The organism is Achromobacter sp. 1012554356 (assembly GCF_059760815.1).
Window position 1 is genome coordinate 61062 of sequence record NZ_JCBANC010000025.1, and the last position, 21626, is coordinate 82687.

At 65.0% G+C, this 21626-nt stretch carries 21 protein-coding genes; 8 read left to right on the forward strand and 13 right to left on the reverse strand.

Annotated features, from left to right (window positions below):
* The first annotated feature begins 75 nt into the window (after window positions 1-75).
* A complete protein-coding gene (locus tag AC6LJW_RS14905; RefSeq protein WP_498087665.1) occupies window positions 76-1209 on the forward strand; it encodes an anhydro-N-acetylmuramic acid kinase in 1134 nt (377 codons plus the stop codon).
* Window positions 1210-1303: 94 nt separating this feature from the next.
* Here AC6LJW_RS14905 and erpA read toward each other — a convergent pair whose 3' ends face one another.
* From erpA to pmbA, 12 genes are all read right to left on the reverse strand, one after another.
* On the reverse strand, window positions 1304-1675 hold the full coding sequence (gene erpA, locus AC6LJW_RS14910) for an iron-sulfur cluster insertion protein ErpA (protein WP_056564370.1): 372 nt from the start codon (window positions 1673-1675) through the stop codon (window positions 1304-1306).
* A gap of 86 nt (window positions 1676-1761) precedes the next feature.
* Complete coding sequence (locus AC6LJW_RS14915; protein ID WP_498087666.1) at window positions 1762-2511, reverse strand: DUF6776 family protein; 750 nt, start codon at window positions 2509-2511, stop codon at window positions 1762-1764.
* Window positions 2512-2547: 36 nt separating this feature from the next.
* Entirely contained in the window at window positions 2548-3612 is a 1065-nt protein-coding gene (argC, locus tag AC6LJW_RS14920) for an N-acetyl-gamma-glutamyl-phosphate reductase (protein ID WP_056564375.1), read from the reverse strand.
* 196 nt (window positions 3613-3808) lie between these two features.
* Window positions 3809-4201, reverse strand: a complete 393-nt coding sequence (gene rpsI, locus AC6LJW_RS14925) for a 30S ribosomal protein S9 (RefSeq protein WP_008163098.1) — start codon at window positions 4199-4201, stop codon at window positions 3809-3811.
* Window positions 4202-4210: 9 nt separating this feature from the next.
* Window positions 4211-4639, reverse strand: coding sequence for a 50S ribosomal protein L13 (gene rplM / locus AC6LJW_RS14930; protein WP_056564379.1), 429 nt, complete (start codon window positions 4637-4639; stop codon window positions 4211-4213).
* A 302-nt stretch (window positions 4640-4941) separates the two neighbouring features.
* Window positions 4942-5652 (reverse strand): ABC transporter ATP-binding protein, encoded by a 711-nt coding sequence (locus AC6LJW_RS14935; RefSeq protein WP_056564380.1) that lies wholly within the window; start codon window positions 5650-5652, stop codon window positions 4942-4944.
* The gene (locus AC6LJW_RS14940) at window positions 5649-6437 is read right to left on the reverse strand and encodes an ABC transporter ATP-binding protein (protein ID WP_056564383.1); all 789 of its coding nucleotides are present in this window, start codon (window positions 6435-6437) and stop codon (window positions 5649-5651) included. The genes AC6LJW_RS14935 and AC6LJW_RS14940 overlap by 4 nt, the downstream gene beginning before the upstream one ends.
* Complete coding sequence (locus AC6LJW_RS14945; RefSeq protein ID WP_427984767.1) at window positions 6430-7305, reverse strand: branched-chain amino acid ABC transporter permease; 876 nt, start codon at window positions 7303-7305, stop codon at window positions 6430-6432. The genes AC6LJW_RS14940 and AC6LJW_RS14945 overlap by 8 nt, the downstream gene beginning before the upstream one ends.
* Window positions 7306-7308: 3 nt before the next feature.
* The gene (locus AC6LJW_RS14950; protein ID WP_056564389.1) at window positions 7309-8190 is read right to left on the reverse strand and encodes a branched-chain amino acid ABC transporter permease; all 882 of its coding nucleotides are present in this window, start codon (window positions 8188-8190) and stop codon (window positions 7309-7311) included.
* A gap of 168 nt (window positions 8191-8358) precedes the next feature.
* The gene (locus AC6LJW_RS14955) at window positions 8359-9513 is read right to left on the reverse strand and encodes an ABC transporter substrate-binding protein (RefSeq protein WP_056564393.1); all 1155 of its coding nucleotides are present in this window, start codon (window positions 9511-9513) and stop codon (window positions 8359-8361) included.
* A 254-nt stretch (window positions 9514-9767) separates the two neighbouring features.
* Window positions 9768-10862: a TRAP transporter substrate-binding protein gene (locus AC6LJW_RS14960; RefSeq protein WP_498087667.1), complete on the reverse strand. Its 1095-nt coding sequence runs from the start codon at window positions 10860-10862 to the stop codon at window positions 9768-9770.
* A 165-nt stretch (window positions 10863-11027) separates the two neighbouring features.
* Window positions 11028-12392: a metalloprotease PmbA gene (gene pmbA, locus AC6LJW_RS14965; protein WP_056564398.1), complete on the reverse strand. Its 1365-nt coding sequence runs from the start codon at window positions 12390-12392 to the stop codon at window positions 11028-11030.
* Window positions 12393-12450: 58 nt separating this feature from the next.
* Between pmbA and yjgA the strand changes: the two genes are divergently transcribed.
* The 6 genes from yjgA to AC6LJW_RS14995 all read left to right on the forward strand — a co-directional run bounded on the left by yjgA (window position 12451) and on the right by AC6LJW_RS14995 (window position 17450).
* The gene (gene yjgA, locus AC6LJW_RS14970) at window positions 12451-13002 is read left to right on the forward strand and encodes a ribosome biogenesis factor YjgA (RefSeq protein WP_498087668.1); all 552 of its coding nucleotides are present in this window, start codon (window positions 12451-12453) and stop codon (window positions 13000-13002) included.
* 19 nt (window positions 13003-13021) lie between these two features.
* Window positions 13022-13699, forward strand: a complete 678-nt coding sequence (locus tag AC6LJW_RS14975) for an alpha/beta hydrolase (protein ID WP_498087669.1) — start codon at window positions 13022-13024, stop codon at window positions 13697-13699.
* 389 nt (window positions 13700-14088) lie between these two features.
* The gene (locus AC6LJW_RS14980) at window positions 14089-15093 is read left to right on the forward strand and encodes an ABC transporter substrate-binding protein (RefSeq protein WP_056564406.1); all 1005 of its coding nucleotides are present in this window, start codon (window positions 14089-14091) and stop codon (window positions 15091-15093) included.
* Window positions 15093-15908: an ABC transporter ATP-binding protein gene (locus AC6LJW_RS14985; protein WP_056564409.1), complete on the forward strand. Its 816-nt coding sequence runs from the start codon at window positions 15093-15095 to the stop codon at window positions 15906-15908. The genes AC6LJW_RS14980 and AC6LJW_RS14985 overlap by 1 nt, the downstream gene beginning before the upstream one ends.
* Window positions 15909-15911: 3 nt before the next feature.
* Window positions 15912-16748: an ABC transporter permease gene (locus tag AC6LJW_RS14990; protein ID WP_498087670.1), complete on the forward strand. Its 837-nt coding sequence runs from the start codon at window positions 15912-15914 to the stop codon at window positions 16746-16748.
* Between the two features lie 9 nt (window positions 16749-16757).
* The gene (locus tag AC6LJW_RS14995; protein ID WP_498087671.1) at window positions 16758-17450 is read left to right on the forward strand and encodes an isochorismatase family protein; all 693 of its coding nucleotides are present in this window, start codon (window positions 16758-16760) and stop codon (window positions 17448-17450) included.
* Window positions 17451-17471: 21 nt separating this feature from the next.
* On the opposite strand, the gene AC6LJW_RS15000 is transcribed toward AC6LJW_RS14995, so the two are convergent.
* Window positions 17472-19913: a bifunctional acetate--CoA ligase family protein/GNAT family N-acetyltransferase gene (locus AC6LJW_RS15000; protein ID WP_498087672.1), complete on the reverse strand. Its 2442-nt coding sequence runs from the start codon at window positions 19911-19913 to the stop codon at window positions 17472-17474.
* 134 nt (window positions 19914-20047) lie between these two features.
* On the opposite strand from AC6LJW_RS15000, the gene gltX reads away from it, so the two are divergent.
* Window positions 20048-21454: a glutamate--tRNA ligase gene (gene gltX / locus AC6LJW_RS15005; protein WP_056564422.1), complete on the forward strand. Its 1407-nt coding sequence runs from the start codon at window positions 20048-20050 to the stop codon at window positions 21452-21454.
* The last annotated feature ends 172 nt before the right edge of the window (window positions 21455-21626 follow it).

The window sequence follows — 21626 nt, forward strand, 5'->3', positions numbered from 1 at the left end:
GACAAACAGGCCCGCGCGCAGCGGGTGCGGCGGCGGGGCGACAAGCCCCAGCCGCCTTTTTTATTGGAGGCACCCGTGAATGCCACCCCGCCCTTGCAGCATGACCGCCGCACGCTCTACATCGGGCTGATGTCGGGCACCAGCGTCGACGGCGTCGACGGCGTGCTGACCCGCCTTGAAGACGGCCACACGCCGCAGGTGCTGGCCAATGCCAGCCTGCCCATGCCAGAAAATCTGCGGCGCGAGCTGCTGGCGCTGAATGCCTCGGGCGGCGACGAGCTTGCCCGCGCCGCGCTGGCGGCCAATGCGCTGGCGCGCGTGTATGCCCAGGCTGTGTCGAAGCTGCTTGCGGATACCGGCGTGGCTGCGGACGACGTCTGCGCCATCGGCGCGCACGGCCAGACCGTGCGGCACCGCCCCGACCTTGGCTACACACTGCAGCTCAATGCGCCTGCCTTGCTGGCGGAACTGACCGGCATTGCGGTGGTGGCGGATTTCCGCACGCGCGACGTCGCCGCTGGCGGCCAGGGCGCGCCACTGGTGCCGCCCTTTCACGCCGCCGTCTTCGGCGACAGCCACGGCCGCGCGGTGCTGAACCTGGGAGGCATTGCCAATGTGACCTTGCTCGTGCCCGGCCAGCCGGCGCGCGGCTTTGACACGGGTCCGGCCAACGTGCTGCTGGACGGCTGGTGCCAGCGCCATCTGGGCCGGCCTTATGACGCAGGCGGCCGCTGGGCCGCCTCGGGACAGGTGCTGGCGCCCCTGCTCGAACAACTGATCGGCAGCGAACCGTGGTTCGGCCTGCCGCCACCCAAATCCACGGGCCGCGACCTTTTCAACATGCAATGGCTGGACGCCCGGCTGGCGGAGTTCGACGGCCCCGCGCCCGCTCCCCAGGACGTTCAGGCCACGCTGCAGCGCTTGACCGCCAGGACCATCGCCGACGCCATCGACCGGGCCGCCGCAGGCACGCGGGAGGTCTTTGTGTGCGGCGGCGGGGCTTACAACACCGGCCTGATGCAGGAACTGGCGTATTGTCTGCAGCGTCCCGTTCGTTCGACCGATGACCTTGGAGTGCCAGCACAGCAGGTGGAAGCCTTGGCGTTTGCCTGGCTGGCGCATGCGTTCATGATGGGCAAGCCTGCCGGGCTGCCCAGTGTGACTGGCGCACGGGGACCGAGAATTCTGGGGGCGTTGTATCCCGCTTGATGCGGGTGATCGCAATGATCGGCACGAAATCAGCGCACCAATGCAAAAAGCCCTTCGGCAAACCGAAGGGCTTTTGTCTTTCCTGCCTGGGCGATTACACCGAGAACGAGGAACCGCAGCCGCAGGTGGTGCTGGCGTTGGGATTGCGGATGACGAACTGCGCGCCTTCCAGGTCTTCCTTGTAGTCGATCTCGGCGCCGACCAGGTATTGAAAGCTCATCGGGTCGACGAGCAGTTGCACGCCGTCCTTGTCCAGCACGGTGTCATCTTCGTTGACGACTTCGTCAAACGTGAAACCGTACTGGAAGCCGGAACAGCCGCCGCCCTGCACGAAAACGCGCAGCTTCAGTTCGGGGTTGCCCTCTTCGGCCAACAGGTCTTTCACTTTGGCGGCAGCCGAGTCGGTGAACACCAGGGGGATAGGCGGGGGGGCCTGAAGGTCGACGGTTTCGGTCACTGCATTCATGGTTCACTCCTGGCCGATTCGGCCATATTTCAGTGAGCGGCGTCGCCGCTCGTATGGTGTCACTATAGCGCAGGGCTTGACCAGACTCAAAGTTCCAGTTTGACACTGCGCGAGGCGCGGACGGTTTCACCCTCGAGGACGCTGACAGTCACACTTTCGGGGACAAATCCGTCGGGCACGGCCAGGATGCCCTGACTGCGCTGGTACTGGTCGAACTGCAGGGCGAGCGAGGCAGCAGCCAGGTTCTCGCCCGTGGCCGTGACGGGTCCGGTTTCGGCCTTGACTTGCATGGGCGCAAGGTCGACGGTGACGGTTTCGCCCTTGAGCACCCCGGTGGCCTGAAAACGTAGGGCGCCCGCGAAAGGCGTGCCGCCATTGCGGCCGCTGCGCATCAGCAGCACCTTGTAGCGCAGACCGCCGCCTTCGCGGTCGATCTGCACGCCGCGGATATCCACGGACCCTTCCGGACCGGGCGGCAGCAGTTGTTCATAGAACGCCAGTTGGTCTCGCACCCGGCCGACCTCGGCCTGCGCGGCGTGAAGCTGGGTTTCCAGCTCCTGGCGGGCGGATCGCTCGATGACCAGTTCGCCGTCGGCGGTATCGAGTTGGCCGCGAATGTAGCGGAGCTGCGTGGCCTGCTGGCGCATGGCCTCGTCCTGGGCCTCGGCCTGCTGGACACTGATGACCACGGCGTCTTGCGGGCGGTAGAGGTGGCGCGCGTGAAAGAAACCGGCAGCCCCGCCCACCAGCACGCCCAACAGCAGCATCGCGCATAGGCGCACGATTGCGCCATGGTTGGCGCGCGGCTGGGGACGGGCTGAGGGATCTGCGGGCATAAAGAGCAAGGTTGGCGGGGGCGGGCCGCCCTGGCCTTACGGCAGAATGGCGACCTGGTCGAGGCCGACCGTTTCGGGGATACCGAACATCAGGTTCATGTTCTGCACCGCCTGGCCGGCGGCGCCCTTGACCAGATTGTCCTGCACCACCATGACGATCAGCAGGTCGCCGTTGCCCGGGCGGCTGAGCGCGATGCGCAGGTTATTGGAACCGCGCACCGAACGCGTTTCGGGATGGCTGCCGGCAGGCATGACGTCCACAAAGGGTTCATCGGCATAGCGCTGCTCGAACAGGGCCTGGAAGTCGGTATCGCGCGCTTCGGGGTTGATGCGGGCATAAATGGTGGAGAACATGCCGCGGATCATCGGCACCAGATGCGGCACGAACGTCAGGCCCACCTTGCCGCCAGCCAGCTTTTCCAGCTGGGCAGAGATCTCGGGGTGGTGGCGATGGCCGGCCACGCCGTAGGCCTTGAAGTTGTCGGAGGCTTCGGAGAACAACGAGCCCACTTCCGCCTTGCGGCCCGCGCCGGACACGCCCGACTTGCAGTCGGCGATCAGCGTTTGCGTATCGACCAGCGGCTTGCCGCCTTCGAGCAGCGGCGCCAGGCCGAGCAGCACCGTGGTCGGGTAGCAGCCGGGGTTGCCGATGACGCGCGCCTTGGAGATGGCCTCGCGATTCAGTTCCACCAGGCCATATTGCGATTCGGCCAGGATGTCCGGGCAGGTATGGGGAATCTTGTACCAGCGCTCGAACGTGGGGATGTCCTGCAGGCGGAAGTCGGCGGCCAGGTCGATGACGCGGGTGCCGGCGGCGATGAGCTCTTGCGCTTGCGCCATGGCTACGCCGTGCGGCGTGGCAAAAAAGACGACGTCGCAGTCCGTCAGCGAGGCCTTTTCCGGGGCCGAGAAGGCAAGCTTCACACGGCCGCGCAGGTTGGGATACATGTCAGCGACGGGCAGGCCGTCTTCCTTGCGGGACGTGATCGCAGTCAGTTCCACGTTGGGATGCTGCGACAGCAAGCGCAGCAGTTCGACGCCGGTATATCCGGTGCCGCCGACGATACCAACCTTGATGCGGGTGTTCGATGCTTGGGCCATGATGGATGCTCTTCGGAGAACGAATGACGATTGTATCGCTCGGGAAACGGGGGATTGCACCGGCGTGCCGGATTTGGCACTGCAAACCTTTTTTCCGACCGGGTGGGCGGCGCGGAGTTCCACGCAGGGCCGGCGATGACACAGCATTGCCGGCCCAAAAACAAAAAGCCCGCCGAAGCGGGCTTTTTGCAGGGCATTAACGCTTGCTGAACTGCTTGCGACGACGCGCCTTGCGGAAGCCGACCTTCTTACGTTCGACTTCACGGGCATCGCGCGTGACGAAGCCAGCTTGCGACAGCGAGGGCTTCAGCGTGGCGTCGTAATCGATCAGGGCACGCGTGATGCCGTGACGGATTGCGCCGGCTTGGCCGGTTTCGCCGCCGCCGTGCACGTTGACCTTGATGTCAAACGATTCCAGGTGGCCGGTCAGTTCCAGCGGCTGGCGCACGACCATGCGGCCGGTTTCACGAGCGAAGAACTCGTCGACGGGCTTGCCGTTGACGACGATCTTGCCAGTGCCCTTCTTGATGAAAACGCGAGCCACCGAAGTTTTGCGACGGCCGGTTCCGTAATTCCAGTTACCGATCATGGCGTTTCCTTAGAGATCCAGCGTCTTGGGCTGCTGGGCGGTATGCGGGTGCTCGGCACCGGCATAGACCTTAAGCTTCTTGATCATGGCGTAGCCCAGAGGACCCTTGGGCAGCATGCCCTTGACGGCCTTCTGAATGGCACGGCCGGGAAAACGCTCTTGCATTTTCTCGAAGTTCGTTTCACGGATACCGCCCGGGTACGTCGTGTGGCGGAAGTACTTCTTATCCTTCGCCTTGGCACCGGTAACAACGATATCGGACGCGTTGATGATGACGATGTAGTCACCGGTATCAACGTGAGGCGTGAATTCAGGTTTGTGCTTGCCACGCAGACGACGTGCGACTTCGCTGGCCACACGACCGAGGACTTTGCCCTTGGCGTCGATCACAAACCAGTCACGTTGGACTTCATGCGGCTTGGCCACAAAGGTCTTCATGATGGTTCCTAAGAATAAAAATTTGCTCTGGCCGGAACATCCCGCCAGTGTTCTTTCCCAAACTAGACCGCAATTTGCAGCCCATGGGTTTCAGCCCCTGGCCTACAAATTCCAGCCCTTATCGCCCCCCGCCTAAGCGTTATGAATCCGCCCGTGCAAAGGTCAAAATGAGGGAAAGCCTGAAATTCTAACACGGATGCTCAAAAAATGGGCAAGCGGAAAGATTCCAGATAGCTTGCGGCTGACCGCCACAGGCGGCAGCCGCAAATCTTTTCAAGGGGACAGATTAAGCCCCTGCCCGTTCAGGCGCCCAGATAGGCTTCCAGAACGCGGGGATGACCCAGCAGTTCGCGGCCGGTGCCCTTCAGCGCCAACGCGCCGTTTTCGAGCACGTAGCCGTGCTGCGCGATCTTCAAGGCCTGACGCACGTTCTGTTCGACGAGGAACAGCGTGAGGCCGTCGGCGTTGATGGCGCGCAGCGAACGGAAGATTTCCTGGACCACGATCGGCGCCAGACCCATCGACGGCTCGTCAAGCAGCAACAGACGGGGCTTGGCCATCAAGGCGCGGCCGATGGCGAGCATCTGCTGTTCGCCCCCCGACAGGTTGCCGGCCATGCCGTTGATCCGTTCCTTCAGGCGCGGGAACAGGTTGAACACGTATTCCAGGTCGGTGGCGACGTTCTTCAGGCCGCGGCGGTAGGCGCCGAGTTCCAGGTTTTCCAGCACCGTCATGGTGGTGAGGATGGCCCGGCCTTCCGGCACCTGCACGATGCCGCGCGACACCAACTGGTTCGGCGCGAGGTTGGTGACGTCTTCACCCTCGAAGAGGATGCGGCCGCGCGCCTTGGGCAAGAGGCCCGACAGCGCCAGCAGCGTGGTCGACTTGCCGGCGCCGTTGGCGCCGACCAGGGCGGTGATTTCGTTGGCGTTCAGGTCCAGGTCGATGCCGCGCACGGCTTCGATGTGGCCGTAGTTGACCTCGAGTCCGCGGACTTCCAGCATGGCGCTCATTTGGCGGCCTCCGCTTGTTCGGTGTCTTCGTCGTCTTCGCGGCCCAGGTAGGCCTCGATGACCTGCTCGTTGTTGCGGATTTCCTCGGGACCGCCGCAGGCGATGATCTTGCCGAAGTTCAGCACCGCGATCCGTTCGCACAAGCCCATGACGAAGCGCATGTCGTGCTCGATCATGAGGATGGTGTAGCCGCGATCGCGGATCGCCAGGATCTCGCGCATCAGTTCGGCGCGTTCGCCGGTGTTCATGCCGGCGACGGGCTCGTCCAGCAGCAGCAGCTTGGGCTCGGTGGCCAGCGCGCGCGCCAGCTCCAGGCGGCGCTGCTCGCCGTAGGACAGGTTGTCGGCCAGATCGTTGGCCTTGTGATCCAGGCGCATCCACGTCAGCAGTTCGTGCGCGCGCTCACGGGCGCGCTGCTCGTGCTCGCGGTAGCCGGGCAGGCCCAGCAGGAGGCTGGGGAAACCGTAGTTCATGTGGCGGTAGGCGCCCACGACGACGTTTTCCAGCAGCGTCATCTCCTTGAAGAGACGGATGTTCTGGAACGTGCGGGCAATGCCCATGCGCGTGATGCTGTGCGGCTTCTTGCGCAGGACGCTTTCGCCCTGGAACGTGATGGCGCCGCCGCTGGGCGGCAAGAGGCCGGTGATCAGGTTGAAGACCGTGGTCTTGCCGGCGCCGTTCGGGCCGATCAGGCCGAAGATGGCGCCTTCGGGCACGGACAGGCTGACGTCATGCAGCACATGCAGGCCGCCAAAGCTCTTGGAGACGGAGGACAGCTCAAGCATGACGCTTCCCTCCCTGGCGGCTTTGACGCATCCAGCGCTTGAAGCGCGCCGGATCCCAGATGCCTTGCGGCAGGAACAACACAATCACCACCAGGATCACTCCATTCGCGATCAGGCGCAGATCCGCAAATCCGCGCAGCAATTCGGGCAGCACCGTAATGATGAAGCTGCCGATCACGGGACCGGCCAGGCCGCCGATGCCGCCGAGGATCGCCATCGTCAGGATTTCGACGCCGCGGTCGAAGCCGTATTCGTTGGGACCAATGAAGAACGTCAGGTGCGCGTTCAGTGCGCCGGCCAGGCCGGCGATCATCGCGCCGGCGACGAAGGCCAGCATCTTGTTCGAACGCACGTTGATGCCCATCAGGCCAGCCGCCGTTTCGTCGCCACGGATGGCGTCGAAGGAACGGCCGATCTTGGAAGCACGCACGCGCCACAGCACGAACAGCACGATGATGACGGACAGCAGCACGTGCCACCACTGCGTGAGCTGCGGAATGCCGTTCAGGCCCAGCGCGCCGCCCGTGATGGACTCGGTGTTCAGGATGGTCACGCGGACCACTTCACCGAAGCCCAGGGTGGCCATTGCCAGGTAGACCCCGGACAGCCGCAACGTTGGCAGGCCGATCAAGGCCGCCACCAGCGCGGGCGCGGCCATGCCGCCAGCCAGCGCCACCGCGAACGGGGCGTCGTAATTCATGGTGAGCAGCGCGGCGGTGTAAGCCCCGATGCCCATGAAGGCGGCGTTGGCCATGGCCAGCATGCCGCAGGCCAGCGTCAGCCAGATGGAGAGGGCCAGGAGTGCATTGGTGCCAAGCGTCAGCACCAGGTTGCCGTAGATGGCCCAGAAATTTTCGAATCCGCTCATACCTTAAGCCTTGCGTTGAACCACTTTGCCGAACAGACCTTGCGGGCGGACCAGCAGGATCAGGAACAGCAGGCCGAAAGCCACCGCGTCGCGCATGGTGGAGCCGATGTAAGCCACGGACAGCACCTCGGCGAAGCCCAGGAAGAGACCGCCCAGCATGGCGCCGCGGATGTCCCCCATGCCGCCCAGGATGATGACCGCGATGCCCTTGTGCAGCATCGGTTGGCCCATCAGCGGGAACAGCGCGTTCGAGTACAAGCCGATCAGCACGCCGGCCACGCCGCCCAAGGCGGCCGCGGCGAACGAGGTGGTGATGAACAGCTTTTCGACGTTGATGCCCAGCAGCCAGGCCGCCTTGGGCGATTCGGCAATAGCGCGCAGCGCGCGGCCGAACTGCGTGCGGCGCATGACGTACATCAGCACGGCCATCAGTGCGAACGACAGGAAGATGATGCCCAGCTCGATGACGGTCAGATGCAGGCCGGCAACTTCGATGACTTCCTCGGGCACGGTGCCGTGCGGGAAGCGCAGGTTGCTGGCGCCAAAGATGCTTTGGGCGCCGTTGTTCAGGATGATGCCGACACCAATGGTGGCGATCATGGGAATCAGGTGGGGTGCGTTGCGCTTGCGCAGCGGCTTGAGGACCAGGTAGTCGATGATGACCCCGGTAAAGCCGGCGACGAAGAACGCGACCATCAGCGCGGCCCACAAGGGCAGGCTGAACTGCTGAACCACGACAAGTGCCGCGTAGGCGCCAACCATGAAGACGGCGCCATGCGCCAGGTTGATCACCCCGAGCACGCCGAAAATCAGCGTGAAGCCGAGCGCGAACAGTGCATACACACAGCCCAGCGACAAGGCATTGACGAATTGTTGTTCGAACATGATGGGACTTTCCAGATCTGAGAGGGCCACCTCGCCGTGCCCACAGCGAGGTCTTTTCTGCTTCCGGGGAAGCTTTCTACTTGGGACGGCCCTGCGATAAAAAGCGCCTTGCAGACGACCGTGAGGCCATCCGCAAGGCGCATCCCCCCGCGCGGGGATGCGTACTGCTTACTTCTCGATGACGTACTTGCCGTCCTTGGTCACGCTGACGATCGGCGCCTGGTCGGCGTCGTAACCGGCCGGCTTACCGGCGCGATCGTTGGCCTGGCGGAACTTGAACGGGCCGGTGGCGCCGGTCCAGGTCACGGCCGGCAGGGCGTCGCGCAGGGCAGCGCGATCCTTGGCCAGTTCGCCGGAGATCTTGGTGTTCTTCAGGGCCTGGGCGACGATGTACATGGCGTCATACGACTGCGCCGCGAACTGGTCGGGAGCATTCGTGAACTTGGCCTTGTAGGCGTCGATGAACTTGACGTTCTCGGGGGCCTTGTTCTCGATCGACCACGGGCTGCCGATCCAGAGATTGTTCGATGCGCCGCCGGGGGCCAGGTCGAAAATCTTGACCGAGTTCATGCCGTTGCCGCCGATGACCGGCACGTTCAGGCCAAGCTGGCGGGCCTGGACCATGATCGGGGCGCCTTCGGCCAGCAGTGCGGACAGCACGATGGCGTCGGGGTTGGTGCCCTTGATCTTGGTGAGCTGGGCCTTGAAGTCCACGTCGCCCTTGGCGAACGTTTCGGTCGTGGTGACCGGGATCTTCTGGTCTTCCAGGGCCTTCTTGAAATTGTCGTAGCCGCTCTTGGTGAAGACGTCGTCGTTGCCGTAGAGCACCGCCACGTTCTTCAGGCCGGTCTTGGCCTTGACGGTGGAGATGGTGGCGGGCAGCACGTCGGCTTCGGTGACCGAGTTGCGGAATACGTAGTTGCCGATGGAAGTGATGCCGTCAGCGGTGTTGGAGGTGCCGAAGGCGACCGTCTTGGCGGCCTGGGCGACCGGATCGGCGGCCTGGGCGGAGTTCGACAGGGTGGGACCGAAGACCATCAGGACGTTGTCCTTGAAGATCAGCTTCTTGAAGACGTTGATGGCTTCTTCTTTCTTGCCTTGTTCGTCTTCGATCACCAGCACGATCTTGTTGCCGTTGATGCCGCCTGCGGCATTGATTTCGTCGGCGGCAAGCTGGAAACCGTTGCGGATCGACACGCCATACTGGGCGGCGCCGCCGGACAGGGCTTCAGCCACGCCCAGCTTGATGTCGGCAGCGTGGGCGGCCGGGACGATACCGGCGGCGATCAGCGCGGCCAGCAGCTTTTTGGTCTTGGATTGCATGGTTGTTACCACCTTAAAGTCTGTCTCGGAATATTGGTAATCCGGGCTGATGTAATCCTGCCGGATTGACGTCGATGCCGCCTAAAGGCCGCATGTATGCGCGTCAAGACCCGGGATATTACTCCTTTGTATCAGGCCGAAACTCGAATGCCGTTCAACAAAAGCCTCAAAACCGCCCATTTTTTTGTAAAAAACGTGTGGTTACTAGCACAAACCCTGAAACTCACCGAATGCCATTCGGCACCGGTTTCCTCCTAACTCCTGGCCGACAGCGCCACGCCCAGATATTGGCCGAACGCGCCCTCGGTCAGGCGAAACCACGGCATCTCGCTGTCGCGAAAGCCCATGTAACTATCATGCAATGCCTTGAATCTGGGGTCTTTGGCGCCCAAGTCCTTGTAGACCTGCTGCGATGCCTCAAAGGCTGCGTCCATGATCGACCGGGGAAAAGCGCGCACTTGCGCGCCATTCGTGGTCAGTTGCGCCAGTGCCTGGGGATTGAGGGCGTCGTATCGGGCCGTCGCGGTGGTGTGCGCGGCTAGCGCGGCGGATTGCACGACGGCTTGATAGTGCTTGGGCAACTGGTTCCAGACCTCGTCGTTGATGTAGAGGGACAGCTGTTCACCGCCCGCCCACCACCCGGGTGCGTAGTAATACTTAGCTACTTTATTCAGCCCAAGCTTCGCGTCTTCGTACGCGCCCGCCCCCGCGACAGCCTGCAGCCCATCTTTCTCGAAGGCCTCGGCCAGCTTGGCCAAGTCGACCTGCTGCGGCACGACGCCCAGACGGGACAGCACGTCGCCCGCCAATCCGCCGACCTGCATCTTCAGGTCTTTCAGGTCGCCGGTGCGCTTGATTTCCTTGACATACCAGCCGCCCATCTGGGCGCCGGTATTGCCCAGCGGAAAGTTGATGATCTTTTCGGGCTTGAAGAGTTCGCGCGTCAGGCGCAGGCCCTCGCCTTCGCTCATCCAGGCGTTCATCTGGCGCGCGTTCAGGCCGAACGGCACCGCCGCGTCGAAGCTGAAGGCGGGATTCTTGGCGTAGTAGAGGCGCGAGGAGACGTGGCCGCATTCCACCTTCTTGGTGGACACGGCTTCCATCAGATCGGCGGCGGCAACGACTTCGCCGTCCGGAAAGTGGCGGATGTTGAACTTGCCGCCCGTGGATTCGGCAACGATCTTGCAGAAGTTTTCGGCGGCGCCGACGCGCAGGTCCAGGGCGCTGGGAAAGCCTGAAGACAGGCGCCAGTTGACCGAGGGCATGTCCTGGGCGAACGCGGGCGCGCTGACCGCGGCGCCAGCGACGGCGCCCAGGCTGGCGCGCTTCAGGAATGAACGTCGTTGCATCACTTTGCTCCTATACGGCAACACCCGGGACTTTGAGCAATACCCGCCGGATATTACACGGTGGCAATGACCGGAACGGCTAGAGGAAATCCCGAGCGTAAAGGGATTGCAAAGCGGGCAAATAGAGGGAACCGGCGGCGCCTTGGCCGCCGCCGGTCCGCGGGATCAGGTCCCGGCGATCGCCATCTGCTCGATGAGGATCGAGCCCGTGGTCTTGGTGCCGCGCGAAATGGTGTCGGCGCCGACCGCGACGATCTGCTGGAACATGTCGGCCAGGTTGCCGGCGATGGTGACTTCCTGCACCGCGTGCTGGATCTGGCCGTTTTCGACCCAATAGCCGAAGGCGCCGCGCGAGTAGTCGCCCGTCACGTAATTGACGCCCTGCCCGATCAGTTCGGTCACGAGAAAGCCCGTGCCCAGCTTCTTGAGCATGGCTTCGAAGTCGTCGCCGCGGCGGGTCTGCGTGGAGCTGAACACCAGATTGTGCGAGCCGCCGGCGTTGCCGGTGGTGGTCATGCCCAGCTTGCGGGCGGTGTAGGACGACAGGAAATAGCCTTCGAGCACGCCATCCGACACCACGTTGCGGCGGCGCGTGCGCACGCCCTCGTCGTCGAACGGCGAGCTGCCCATGGCGCCTCGGATATGCGGGTCTTCGACCAGGTTGATGTGCTTGGGAAAGAGCGGCTTGCCCAGCGAATCCACCAGGAAGCTCGCCTTGCGGTACAGGGCGCCGCCGTTGACGGCCTGGGTCAGTGCGCCGACCAGGCCAAGCGCCAGCGGCGCCTCGAAGAGGACCGGGAACTTGCCGGTGCGCACGCGGCGGGCCGACAGGCGCGACAGCGTGCGTTCGGCGGCATAGCGGCCGATGGCCTCGGGCGAGGCCATCTTGGCGGGATCGCGCTCGGACGTGTACCAGTAGTCGCGCTGCATGCCATTGCCGCGGCCCGCGATGGGCGCCACGGACAGGCTGTGGCGCGAATACGGGTATCCGCCCAGAAAGCCGCGCGTGTTGCCCATCACGAACTGGCCTTCGTACGTGCCGACCGAGGCGCCGTCGGTGTTGGTGATGCGCGGATCAACCTCGCGGGCGGCGCGCTCGGCGCGCAGCGCCAGTTCGGCCGCTTCCTCGGTGGAGACGGTCCAGGCGCGGTGCAGGTCCAGGTCGGGGAATTCGGTGGCCAGCTGGTCGGCGTCGGGCAGGCCGGCGGCCGGGTCGGCGGCGGTATGGCGGGCGATGTGCCAGGCAGCTTCGACCGTCTGGCGCAGGGCGGCTTCGGAAAAGTCGGACGTCGACGCGGAGCCGCGGCTTTGCCCGGCGTAGACCGTCAGGTCCAGCGCCCGGTCGCGCGTTTGCTCAACGGTTTCGATGTCGTTCTTGCGGACCGAGACGGACAGTCCCAGGCTTTCGGAGACTTCCGCGGCGGCGTCGGAGGCGCCAATCTGGCGCGCGTAGGCCAGGGTTTGCTCGACAAGTTCGGAAAAACGCGCGTGATTCGCCGCCAGCGGCAAGGATGAGGAGGTTTTAACCATTGCAGTCCAATTTGCAGAGACGGTTATCATAGCCAAGTCTGTCATTGCGCAGTTTTCCATGAATTCCAATTCCCAAGAAGATTCCGTCGACGACGGTTACGACGAGAACGGCTACGACCGTCCCAGCAAGTCCCAGGTCAAGCGTGACATGCACGCCCTGCTGGACCTGGGTAAGCAGTTGATCGCGCTGTCGCCCGAACGTCTGAAGCAATTGCCGCTCGAAGAACGGCTGTACGAGGCCATCCGCATGGCCCAGCGCACCACTGGCCGCGAGGGTCTGCGGCGTCAGGTCCACTTCGTGGGCAAGCTGATGCGCGACGCGCCGGCCGATGCCATCCGCAAGCAGCTCGACGTCTGGGAGAACGGCTCCCGCGAGGAAACGGCCGCCATGCACCGTCTAGAGGGGCTGCGCGACCGCCTGCTCGATGACGACGACGCCCTGACCCGCCTCCTCAGCCTCAATCCGCAGGCCGACGTGCAGCAGTTGCGCACGCTGATCCGTGCCGCGCGCAAGGAAAAGCTGGCCAATGCATCGCTGCTGCAGGGCCAGGAGCCGCAGAAAAAGCACTACCGCGCGCTGTTCCAGGCGCTCAAGACCCTTACCCTCTGACCATCCCGACCGCCCGTCCATGACCGCACCGACCGACCTGCTCGACTGCATCGAGATCGAGACCGCCCCCAATCCCACGCATGCCGTGATCTGGCTGCACGGCCTGGGCGCCGACGGCAACGATTTCGCGCCCATCGTGCCGGAACTGCGCCTGCCCGCCGGGCGCGGTGTGCGCTTCGTGTTCCCGAATGCGCCGGTTCAGCGGGTCACCATCAACAACGGCATGTCGATGCGCTCGTGGTACGACATCCTGGTGATGGATCTGGTGCGCGTGGAAGACGGCCGCGGCATCCGCGCCTCGGAAGCCGCCATCCACCAGTTGATCGCCCGCGAAAACGCGCGCGGCATCCCGACGTCAAACATCGTGCTGGCCGGGTTCTCGCAAGGCAGCGCCATGACCTTGCACACAGGCCTGCGCCTGAAAGAAAAACTGGCCGGAATGATAGCGCTGTCGGGCTATCTGCCGCTGCTGGACACGGCTGAGGCCGAACGCCAGCCCGCCAACGATGCCACGCCGATCTTCATGGCCCATGGCCAGTACGATCCGGTGGTGTCGCTGGCGCGCGCCGAAGCGTCGCTGGCGGAATTGAAGCGGCTGGGCTATGACGTGCGCTGGCACACGTATCCGATGCCGCACTCGGTCTGCGCCGAGGAAGTGGCGGACATTTCGGACTTCCTGAACGAAGTGCTGGTCTAGGCAGCACGGGCCGGGAGCGATATCGGGCGGCGCGCAAGGCGCGGCTCGTGTTCCTGGCCGATGGGCGCGCAGCCCTGGCGCGCCTACGATGGATGAGCCGCCCGCAATGGCTCAAAGTTCCGAACGTCCCCAAAACGCCCCAAAACGTCATTTTGTATACCAACTGGTATTCCAGCGTCGCATTGTCGGGGCTTCGAAGGCGTGCGTCCATAGAGAAAAACGCCAATCGTAAAAGGCTTGTCGCCTGACTGTCTTGAATATAGTATTCGATCCAAGCCTTACCGGCCCGGGCCAACTCTGTTCGGGCTTCCCTGTTGTTGCAGTCGATCCATCCCATTGGCCGTGTTGCGCCGATCCATTGGCGCATTCAAGACGCAGGAGAAAGTCCCGTGAAGACCTTGCCCTTGCCCCGCCTGGCAGGCGCGGCGCTGCTCGCGCTGCTCGCCCCTCTGGCCGCCCAGGCCGAAGCCCTGAACCCGCCCGTGAAGGTGCGCTACGAAGAAGTGGTGCGATCCATTCTGTATGTGCCGAAGTACGTCGCGCTATCGCAGGGGTACTTCAAGGACGCCGGGCTGGACGTGTCCATGAAGACCTCGCAAGGCACCGACAAGGGCATGACCGCCCTGCTGTCGGGCAGCGCGGACATCGTGCTGATCGGACCCGAGGCGTCCATTTACGTGCAGAACAGCGAATCGCCGGTCAAGCCCAAGATCTTTGCCGGCTTGACCGCCACCGACGGCTTTTTCCTCTTGGCGCGCAAGCCGGTCGACAAGTTCGACTGGTCCATGCTCAAGGGCAAGGAAGTCATCGGCTTTCGCCCCGGATCGAATCCCATCGTGTTCCTGGAGACCGCGCTGCGCAAGCACGGCCTGGATCCCCAGAAAGACGTGAAGCTGCTCAACAACATCGGCATCCCGGCGCGCGCCGGCGCCTGGATGGCGGGCCAGGGCGAGTACGGCATCTTCCTGGAGCCCGAGGCCGGCGAGCTGGTACGCAACGGCAAGGGGCACATCGTCGCGTCCGTCGGGCATGAAGTCGGGCAGGTGGACTACACAGTCTTCACCGCCACCGACAAATATATCCGCGACAATCCCAAGGTCATCCAGGCCTGGACCGACGTGGTGGCGCGCGCCGAGAAATACGTGAAGGACACGCCCGCGGCCACGCTGGCCCCGCAGATCATGACCTTCTTTCCCGGCATGGACCAGGCCGCGGTGACCGAGGCGATCGAGCGTTACAAGCAATATCAGATCTGGAAGACCACGCCGCTGGTGACGGCGCAGGCAATGTCGCAATTGCAGGACATGCTGGTCGCCAGCGCCGTGATGAAGGACAGCGCCCGCGTGAAGTACGAGGACGTGGTGATCGCCGACTTTGCCAAGAAGGCGCAATGATGGGCGCCGCCATCCACAACCTGAAGCCGGCGCCCGCCACGGCCAAGATCGAGCTGCGCGAGGTCTGTCTTTCCTACTTCACGCCGGAGGGCGAGACCGAGGCGCTGTCGAACGTCTCGTTCAGCCTGGCGCCGGGCGAGTTCGTCAGCCTGATCGGGCAAAGCGGCTGCGGCAAGAGCACGCTGCTGTCGTTGATCGCCGGCCTGATTCCGCCAACCTCGGGTGCGGTGCTGGTCGACGGGCAGGCGGTGACCAAGCCAAACGCCCGCATCGGCTACATGCTGCAGCAGGACTACCTGTTCGAGTGGCGCACCATCCTGGACAACGTGATGCTGGGCGCCGAAATCCAGGGGCGGCGTGACGCGCGCAGCGAGGCGCGCGCCGTGCACCTGCTTGAAAAATGCGGCCTGGGCGCGTTCCTGTCGCATACACCCCGGCAGTTGTCGGGCGGGATGCGGCAACGCGCGGCGCTGGCGCGCACGCTGGTGACTGAACCCGATGTGATCCTGCTGGACGAACCGTTTTCCGCGCTGGATTCGCAGACCCGGCTGGCGATCTCCGACGAAGTCGTGGACATCCTGCGGCGCGAAGGCAAGACGGTGGTGCTGGTGACGCACGACATCGGCGAGGCCATCGCAATGACCGACCGCGTGATCGTGCTGTCGCGCCGGCCGGGACGCCTGAAGAGCCAGTACCGCATCCATTACGGCGACGGTCAGGTCCGCCCCACGCCTTTCCAGGCGCGCTCGCGTCCGGAGTTCAACACCTACTTCAAACAGCTCTGGGACGAGCTGGATGTTCACGTGGAGGGCTGACCCATGAACGCGCCGATTGCCAATACCGTTGCGCTGCGCGCCGTACCCGGCCCCAGCGAGAAATACCTGAACTACCTGCGCCGCGACCGCGCCCGCCGCCGCAATATCCGCGTGGCCCAGGCGCTGCTGCTGGCGGTCTTTCTATGCGCGTGGGAAATCCTGCCGCGCATGCACATCCTCAATCCGCTGCTCACCAGCTATCCCAGCGCGCTGTGGCCCACGTTCCTCGAACTGTGGAACCACGGCAGCCTGGGCAAGCACATCATGACGACGCTGTCGGCGACGCTGGTCGGCTTTGTGCTCAGCATGGGAATCGGGATCGTGGTGGCGGCCGCGCTGTGGTGGTCGGACTTTCTGTACAAGGTGCTGGACCCCTTCCTGGTCGTGGCGAACGCCATGCCCAAGATCGCATTCGTGCCGATCTTCTATCTGTGGCTGGGGTCGGACTATGCGGTGTACGGCATGGCGGTCGCGATTGCGGTGTTCGTGACCATCATGGTGGTGTATGCGGGATTCCGCGGCATCGACCTGAACAAGGTGAAGCTTGCCCACACGTTTGGCGCCAGCCGCTGGCAGGTGCTGACCAAGGTCGTGCTGCCGGGCAGCGTGCCCACGCTGATCGCCGCCGTGAAGATGAACATCGGCCTGGCGCTGGTCGGCGTGATCGTGGGCGAATTCCAGTCGGCGGATTCGGGACTGGGCTTTCTCATCATGAACGGCAGCCAGGTGTTCAAGCTGAACATCGTCATGACCGCCATCGTGATGCTGGCGCTGATCTCCAGCGTCATGTATCTCGTCATCTACCGCGTCGAGTCCGCCGTGGCGCGGCGCTACGGCTAAGGAGGCAGCATGGAATTCCCCCAATGGGTGAAGGATCGCGTCGTGGCTCGCCAAGGCTGCCTGCATCCCTATGACGAACTGCCAGGCGCGCGCACGGCGGTGGTGGTCATCGACATGCAGCAGTATTTCCTGATGCCGGGCTACCAGGGCGAATGCGCCCCCGCGCGTCAGATCATCGAACCCATCAACCGCCTGTGCAGCGCGGTGCGCGATGCGGGCGGGGTCGTGGTGTGGGTGCAGACGGCGTCGGACAACGCGGACGTGTTCTGGTCGCATCACCACGGTTTGATGCTGACGCCGGAGCGCAGCGCCCGCCGCCTGGAGACGCTGCGGCGCGATTCGCCGGGCTTCGCGCTGCACCCGGACCTGCACGCGCAGGCTACCGACCTGCGCGTGGTCAAGCGCTTTTACAGCGCCATGGCGCCGGGATCGTCGGAACTGGAGCCGCTGCTGCGCGGCCTGGGCGTGGATACGCTGCTGATATCCGGCACCGTCACCAACGTGTGCTGCGAATCCACCGCGCGCGACGCGATGATGCGGGACTTCCGGACCATCATGGTCGACGATGCGCTGGCCGCCGTGACGCCGGCCGAGCACGAAAACGCGCTGCACGGCTGGATGCTGTTCTTTGGCGACGTGCTGTCGGTGGACGAAGCGGCCGCGCGGCTTAAACCGGCGCAGCCGTCCCGCAGGACCGCCTGAAGCATCCCGCCTCGCCCCATATCACCCCAGGTCCAGCCAGACCCGGCGCATCGTCGGATCCTCGGGGTCGCGGTCGTTGGTGAAGCCCAGGCTGGTCATCAGCGCCAGCATGGGCCGGTTGGTCGACAGCACCAGGCCGTCGATGTATTCCAGGCCCTGCTCGCGCGCGGCGTCGATCAGCGCGGTCATGAGCTGACGTCCCAACCCGCGCCGCTGCCAGTCGTCGCCGATCACCAGCGCGTATTCGGCGCCTCGGCCGTCGGGGTTGCGAAGGTAGTGGGCAAAGCCCACCAGCACCTCGCGCGGATGGCCGCGATTGGCGGGATTGGGCACCTGCGTCGCCGCCACCAGCGCGAGCTCGCGGTGATAGTCCACCTGCGTGTAGCGCGACACCATGCGCGGCGTCAGTTCGCGCATCATCGACACGAACCGCATGTAGCGCGACCGCTCCGACAGACCGCGGATGAATTCCTGCAGCGCCTCGCCGTCTTCGGGACGGATCGGGCGCAGCACCCATGGGATGCCGTCGTCGAAACGACGCACCTGCACCAGCCGCGCCGGATACGGATGGATCGCCATGTGCGGGTAGCCGGTGGTCTGCGGCGACGCGCAGCCGGGCGTTTCGGTCAGCGTCATGCGCAGGCCGCCGGCGCGCAGATGCGTTTCGCCGGCATAGAGCGGATCGATGTCCAGGGATTCGATGTCGGGCAATTCCGACACCAGTTCGGACACCAGCACCAATGCCTGCTGCAGCGCCTCGGCGGCCAGGTGGCCGACCCGGGGAGCCAGCACCCGGCGCCACAGCCGGCTGCGTTCGATGAGCTGGCGCGCCAGATAGCCGTTCAGCGGCGGCAGGTCCATGCCGCGCTCGGCCAGCGACAGCACCGCGTCCGGCCCGCCCGCGCCAAAGCGGATCACGGGGCCGAACTGCGGATCGCGCCGCACGCGGATCGCCATGGGCCGGGACTCGGCCTCGCCCGCCGCGGATGGCACAGCGGCATCCGACAGCGGCACATAGAACAGCGACAGCAACGTGCGGATCTCGGCGGTGTTCAGTTCGCGCCGGCAATCGGCACGCACGCGCGCAACGATCTCGCGCGCGGCCGCCAGATCCGGCACATGGCTGGCGGGTTCGGGCGGCTGCGTCTGCAACAGCAATTGCTGGTTGTAGTGGTGCGACGCCAGCACGCCGAAAGCGTCCGCGGCCGACTCGGGCGTGCGGAACGCCGACGTGCCCGCATCGTCCAGCATGCGCCGCAACGGTCGCATGCCGGCATCGCCCATGAAGCAGGTCACCACGGGTTTCTTGGCCGACGGCGCGATCTGCGCCAGTTCGCGCGCCACCGCAGGCATGTCGGCCAGGGCATCGGGCGCCAGCAGCACCAGCACGCCGTCGACGCCGGCGTCGTCCAGGACGGCTTCGAGCATGGCGCGGATGCGCTCGGGCGTCATCGGCAGATAGGTGATGACGGGGTTGGCGGTGCCGGCGTCGGGCTCCAGCATCTCGGCCAGCGCGCGCTGCGTGGCGGGCGTCAGGTCGGCGCGCAGCACGGCGGCGTCGGGGCCGATCAGGTCCATGGCGAGCTGCGGAGGGCCGCTGCCGTTGGAGATCAGCGCCACGCGGCGGCCCTTGGGGCGGCGCGTGTAGCCCAGCACTTTGACGGCCGAGAAGAGCTGCACGAAGTAGCGCACGCGCACGGCGCCGGCCCGGCGCAGGGCCGCGTCGAAGATGGCGTCGCTGCTGTCGGCATCTGAGCGGCCGGCCTTGAGCACGATGACCGGCTTGATGCTGGCTGCGGCCCGCAGGGTGCTCATGAATTCGCGGGCGGGCCCGACATCTTCCAGGTAGAGGACGATACTGTCCGTGCGCGGATCGCTGGCCAGGTAGTCCAGCAGCTTGGGCAGGCCCACGACGGCTTCGTCGCCCAGCGACACGGCGGTGGAAAAGCCGATGTGCACGTCCTCGGCCCAGTCCATGACGGCGGCCATGATGGAGCGCGACTGCGCCACCAGCGCCACGCGGCCGGCGCGGGCCAGCACCGGGTGCTGGCTGAAATTCAGGCCCGCGTGCGGCCGCTGCGCCCCAAAGGAGCGCGGGCCCAGCAGTTCGCAGTGGTTTTCCTCGGCCCAGGCCCGGCACAGCGCCAACGTGCCACGCGGGTACGGGTCGGGCAGTTCGTGGGGCAGCAGGATCACGGCGCGAGGCGACAGCGGCGCCAGGCGGCGCAGCGTTTCCGGCAGCACGGCGGGCGACACGCAAACCAGGGCCAGATCAGGCCGATCGCCCGCGGACAGGCCTTCGAGCTTGTCCGGCAGGCAGGGCGCGGCGCCGGGTTCGACGGCGACAACCGTGGTCTTTGCCTTCAGGGCGGGAGACAGGGAACTTGCAGCGGGCAGCGGGCGGTCGGCCACGATCACCAGCGAGGCAGGTTCGAACATCGGCGCAAGAGCGTGTCTCAACATAGGGAGGTCGGGCCAGGGCCTGTTCACACTAATCTAAAATAGCGTTCATCGTATCAAGACAAGCCCGCTGTCCGCTTGATGAGGACACTGCCCGACGCCGCTTTGTGGCGCCGCAGCCGCTAACACTGCCACCTATGACTTCCAACGCCACTACTCCCATTCGCACCCGCTTCGCGCCTTCGCCCACCGGTTTCCTGCATTTGGGCGGCGCGCGCACCGCGCTGTTCTCCTGGGCCTTCGCGCGCCATCATCAGGGCACCTTCGTGCTGCGCATCGAGGACACGGACGTCGAGCGGTCCACCCCGGAAGCGGTGCAGGCCATTCTGGACAGCATGGAATGGCTGGGCATGCAGCCCGACGAAGGCCCCTTCTACCAGATGCAGCGCATGGACCGGTACCGCGAAGTCGTGGCCCAGATGCTGGCCGCCGGCACCGCCTACCACTGCTACAGCTCGCCCGAGGAAGTCGAAGCGATGCGCGAGGCCGCCCGCGCCCGCGGCGACAAGCCGCGTTATGACGGCACCTGGCGCCCGGAACCCGGCAAGACGCTGCCCGCCATCCCCGAAGGCCGCAAGCCCGTCGTGCGCTTCAAGAATCCGCAGGACGGCGCCACGGCCTGGAACGACATGGTCAAGGGCACGATCAGCTTCGACAACACCGAACTCGACGACCTGATCATCGCGCGCCCGGACGGCACGCCCACCTACAACTTCTGCGTCGTGGTCGACGACTGGGACATGGGCATCACGCACGTGCTGCGCGGCGATGACCACGTCAACAACACGCCCCGTCAGATCAACATTCTGCGCGCGCTGGGCGCCACCCTGCCCGAGTACGGCCACGTGCCGATGATCCTGGGTCCGGACGGCGAAAAGCTGTCCAAGCGCCACGGCGCGGTCAACGTCATGGAGTACGACAACGAGGGCTACCTGCCCGAGGCCATGATCAACTACCTGGCCCGCCTGGGCTGGAGCCACGGCGACGACGAACTCTTCTCGCGCGATCAGCTCGTGTCGTGGTTCGACACCAAGCACCTGTCCAAGTCCGCGTCCCAGTGGGATCCCAAGAAGCTGAACTGGGTCAACGCCCACTACATCAAGCAGATGGACAACGCCGAACTGGCCGAGCGCGTGGCCACGCGCGTCGCGTCGCGCGGCGGCTTTCCCGAGAAGATCGACCTGCCGGGCGTCATGGGCCTCTTGAAGGACCGCGCTGAAACGCTGGAGCAACTGGCCGACGGCGCCATGCTGTTCTGCGGCGAGTTCAAGGGCGCGCCGGCCGACCTGGCCGAACAGCACCTGACCGCACCAGCTCGCGAGGCGCTGGCCGACTTCGCGCAGCGCGCGCAGGATGCGGAATGGACGCGCGAAGCGCTGTCCGCGCTGATCAAGGGCGTACTGGCCGACCGCGGGCTGAAGATGCCGCAACTGGCCATCCCGCTGCGCGTGGCGGTCACCGGGCAGACGCAAACGCCTGCGGTGGATGCGGTGCTGGCGCTGCTGGGCAAGGAAACGGTGCTCAAGCGGCTGTCGGCGATCTGAACCCGGGTGTCAGACATGCCCACTACCCAGGTGTCTGACACCCTTGAGATAAATCGCCGCGCACCCGCGACGGCCTACGCAGGGTGTCTGACACCTGCATAATCCAAGGGTGTCAGACACCCACCTAAACAAAGGGCCTTTTCATCCCGGGATGAAAAGGCCCTTTGTTTAG

Coding starts and splice junctions, on each gene's coding strand:
- argC (WP_056564375.1), bottom strand. CDS start 3,612: ATGGCCCAAGCATCGAACACCCGCATCAAGGTTGGTATCGTCGGCGGC.
- AC6LJW_RS14945 (WP_427984767.1), bottom strand. CDS start 7,305: ATGAGCGGATTCGAAAATTTCTGGGCCATCTACGGCAACCTGGTGCTG.
- AC6LJW_RS14960 (WP_498087667.1), bottom strand. CDS start 10,862: ATGCAACGACGTTCATTCCTGAAGCGCGCCAGCCTGGGCGCCGTCGCT.
- AC6LJW_RS14975 (WP_498087669.1), top strand. CDS start 13,022: ATGACCGCACCGACCGACCTGCTCGACTGCATCGAGATCGAGACCGCC.
- AC6LJW_RS14990 (WP_498087670.1), top strand. CDS start 15,912: ATGAACGCGCCGATTGCCAATACCGTTGCGCTGCGCGCCGTACCCGGC.
- AC6LJW_RS14950 (WP_056564389.1), bottom strand. CDS start 8,190: ATGTTCGAACAACAATTCGTCAATGCCTTGTCGCTGGGCTGTGTGTAT.
- yjgA (WP_498087668.1), top strand. CDS start 12,451: ATGAATTCCAATTCCCAAGAAGATTCCGTCGACGACGGTTACGACGAG.
- AC6LJW_RS14915 (WP_498087666.1), bottom strand. CDS start 2,511: ATGCCCGCAGATCCCTCAGCCCGTCCCCAGCCGCGCGCCAACCATGGC.
- AC6LJW_RS14955 (WP_056564393.1), bottom strand. CDS start 9,513: ATGCAATCCAAGACCAAAAAGCTGCTGGCCGCGCTGATCGCCGCCGGT.
- AC6LJW_RS14985 (WP_056564409.1), top strand. CDS start 15,093: ATGGGCGCCGCCATCCACAACCTGAAGCCGGCGCCCGCCACGGCCAAG.
- rpsI (WP_008163098.1), bottom strand. CDS start 4,201: ATGATCGGTAACTGGAATTACGGAACCGGCCGTCGCAAAACTTCGGTG.
- gltX (WP_056564422.1), top strand. CDS start 20,048: ATGACTTCCAACGCCACTACTCCCATTCGCACCCGCTTCGCGCCTTCG.
- erpA (WP_056564370.1), bottom strand. CDS start 1,675: ATGAATGCAGTGACCGAAACCGTCGACCTTCAGGCCCCCCCGCCTATC.
- AC6LJW_RS14940 (WP_056564383.1), bottom strand. CDS start 6,437: ATGCTTGAGCTGTCCTCCGTCTCCAAGAGCTTTGGCGGCCTGCATGTG.
- rplM (WP_056564379.1), bottom strand. CDS start 4,639: ATGAAGACCTTTGTGGCCAAGCCGCATGAAGTCCAACGTGACTGGTTT.
- AC6LJW_RS14935 (WP_056564380.1), bottom strand. CDS start 5,652: ATGAGCGCCATGCTGGAAGTCCGCGGACTCGAGGTCAACTACGGCCAC.
- AC6LJW_RS15000 (WP_498087672.1), bottom strand. CDS start 19,913: ATGTTGAGACACGCTCTTGCGCCGATGTTCGAACCTGCCTCGCTGGTG.
- AC6LJW_RS14995 (WP_498087671.1), top strand. CDS start 16,758: ATGGAATTCCCCCAATGGGTGAAGGATCGCGTCGTGGCTCGCCAAGGC.
- pmbA (WP_056564398.1), bottom strand. CDS start 12,392: ATGGTTAAAACCTCCTCATCCTTGCCGCTGGCGGCGAATCACGCGCGT.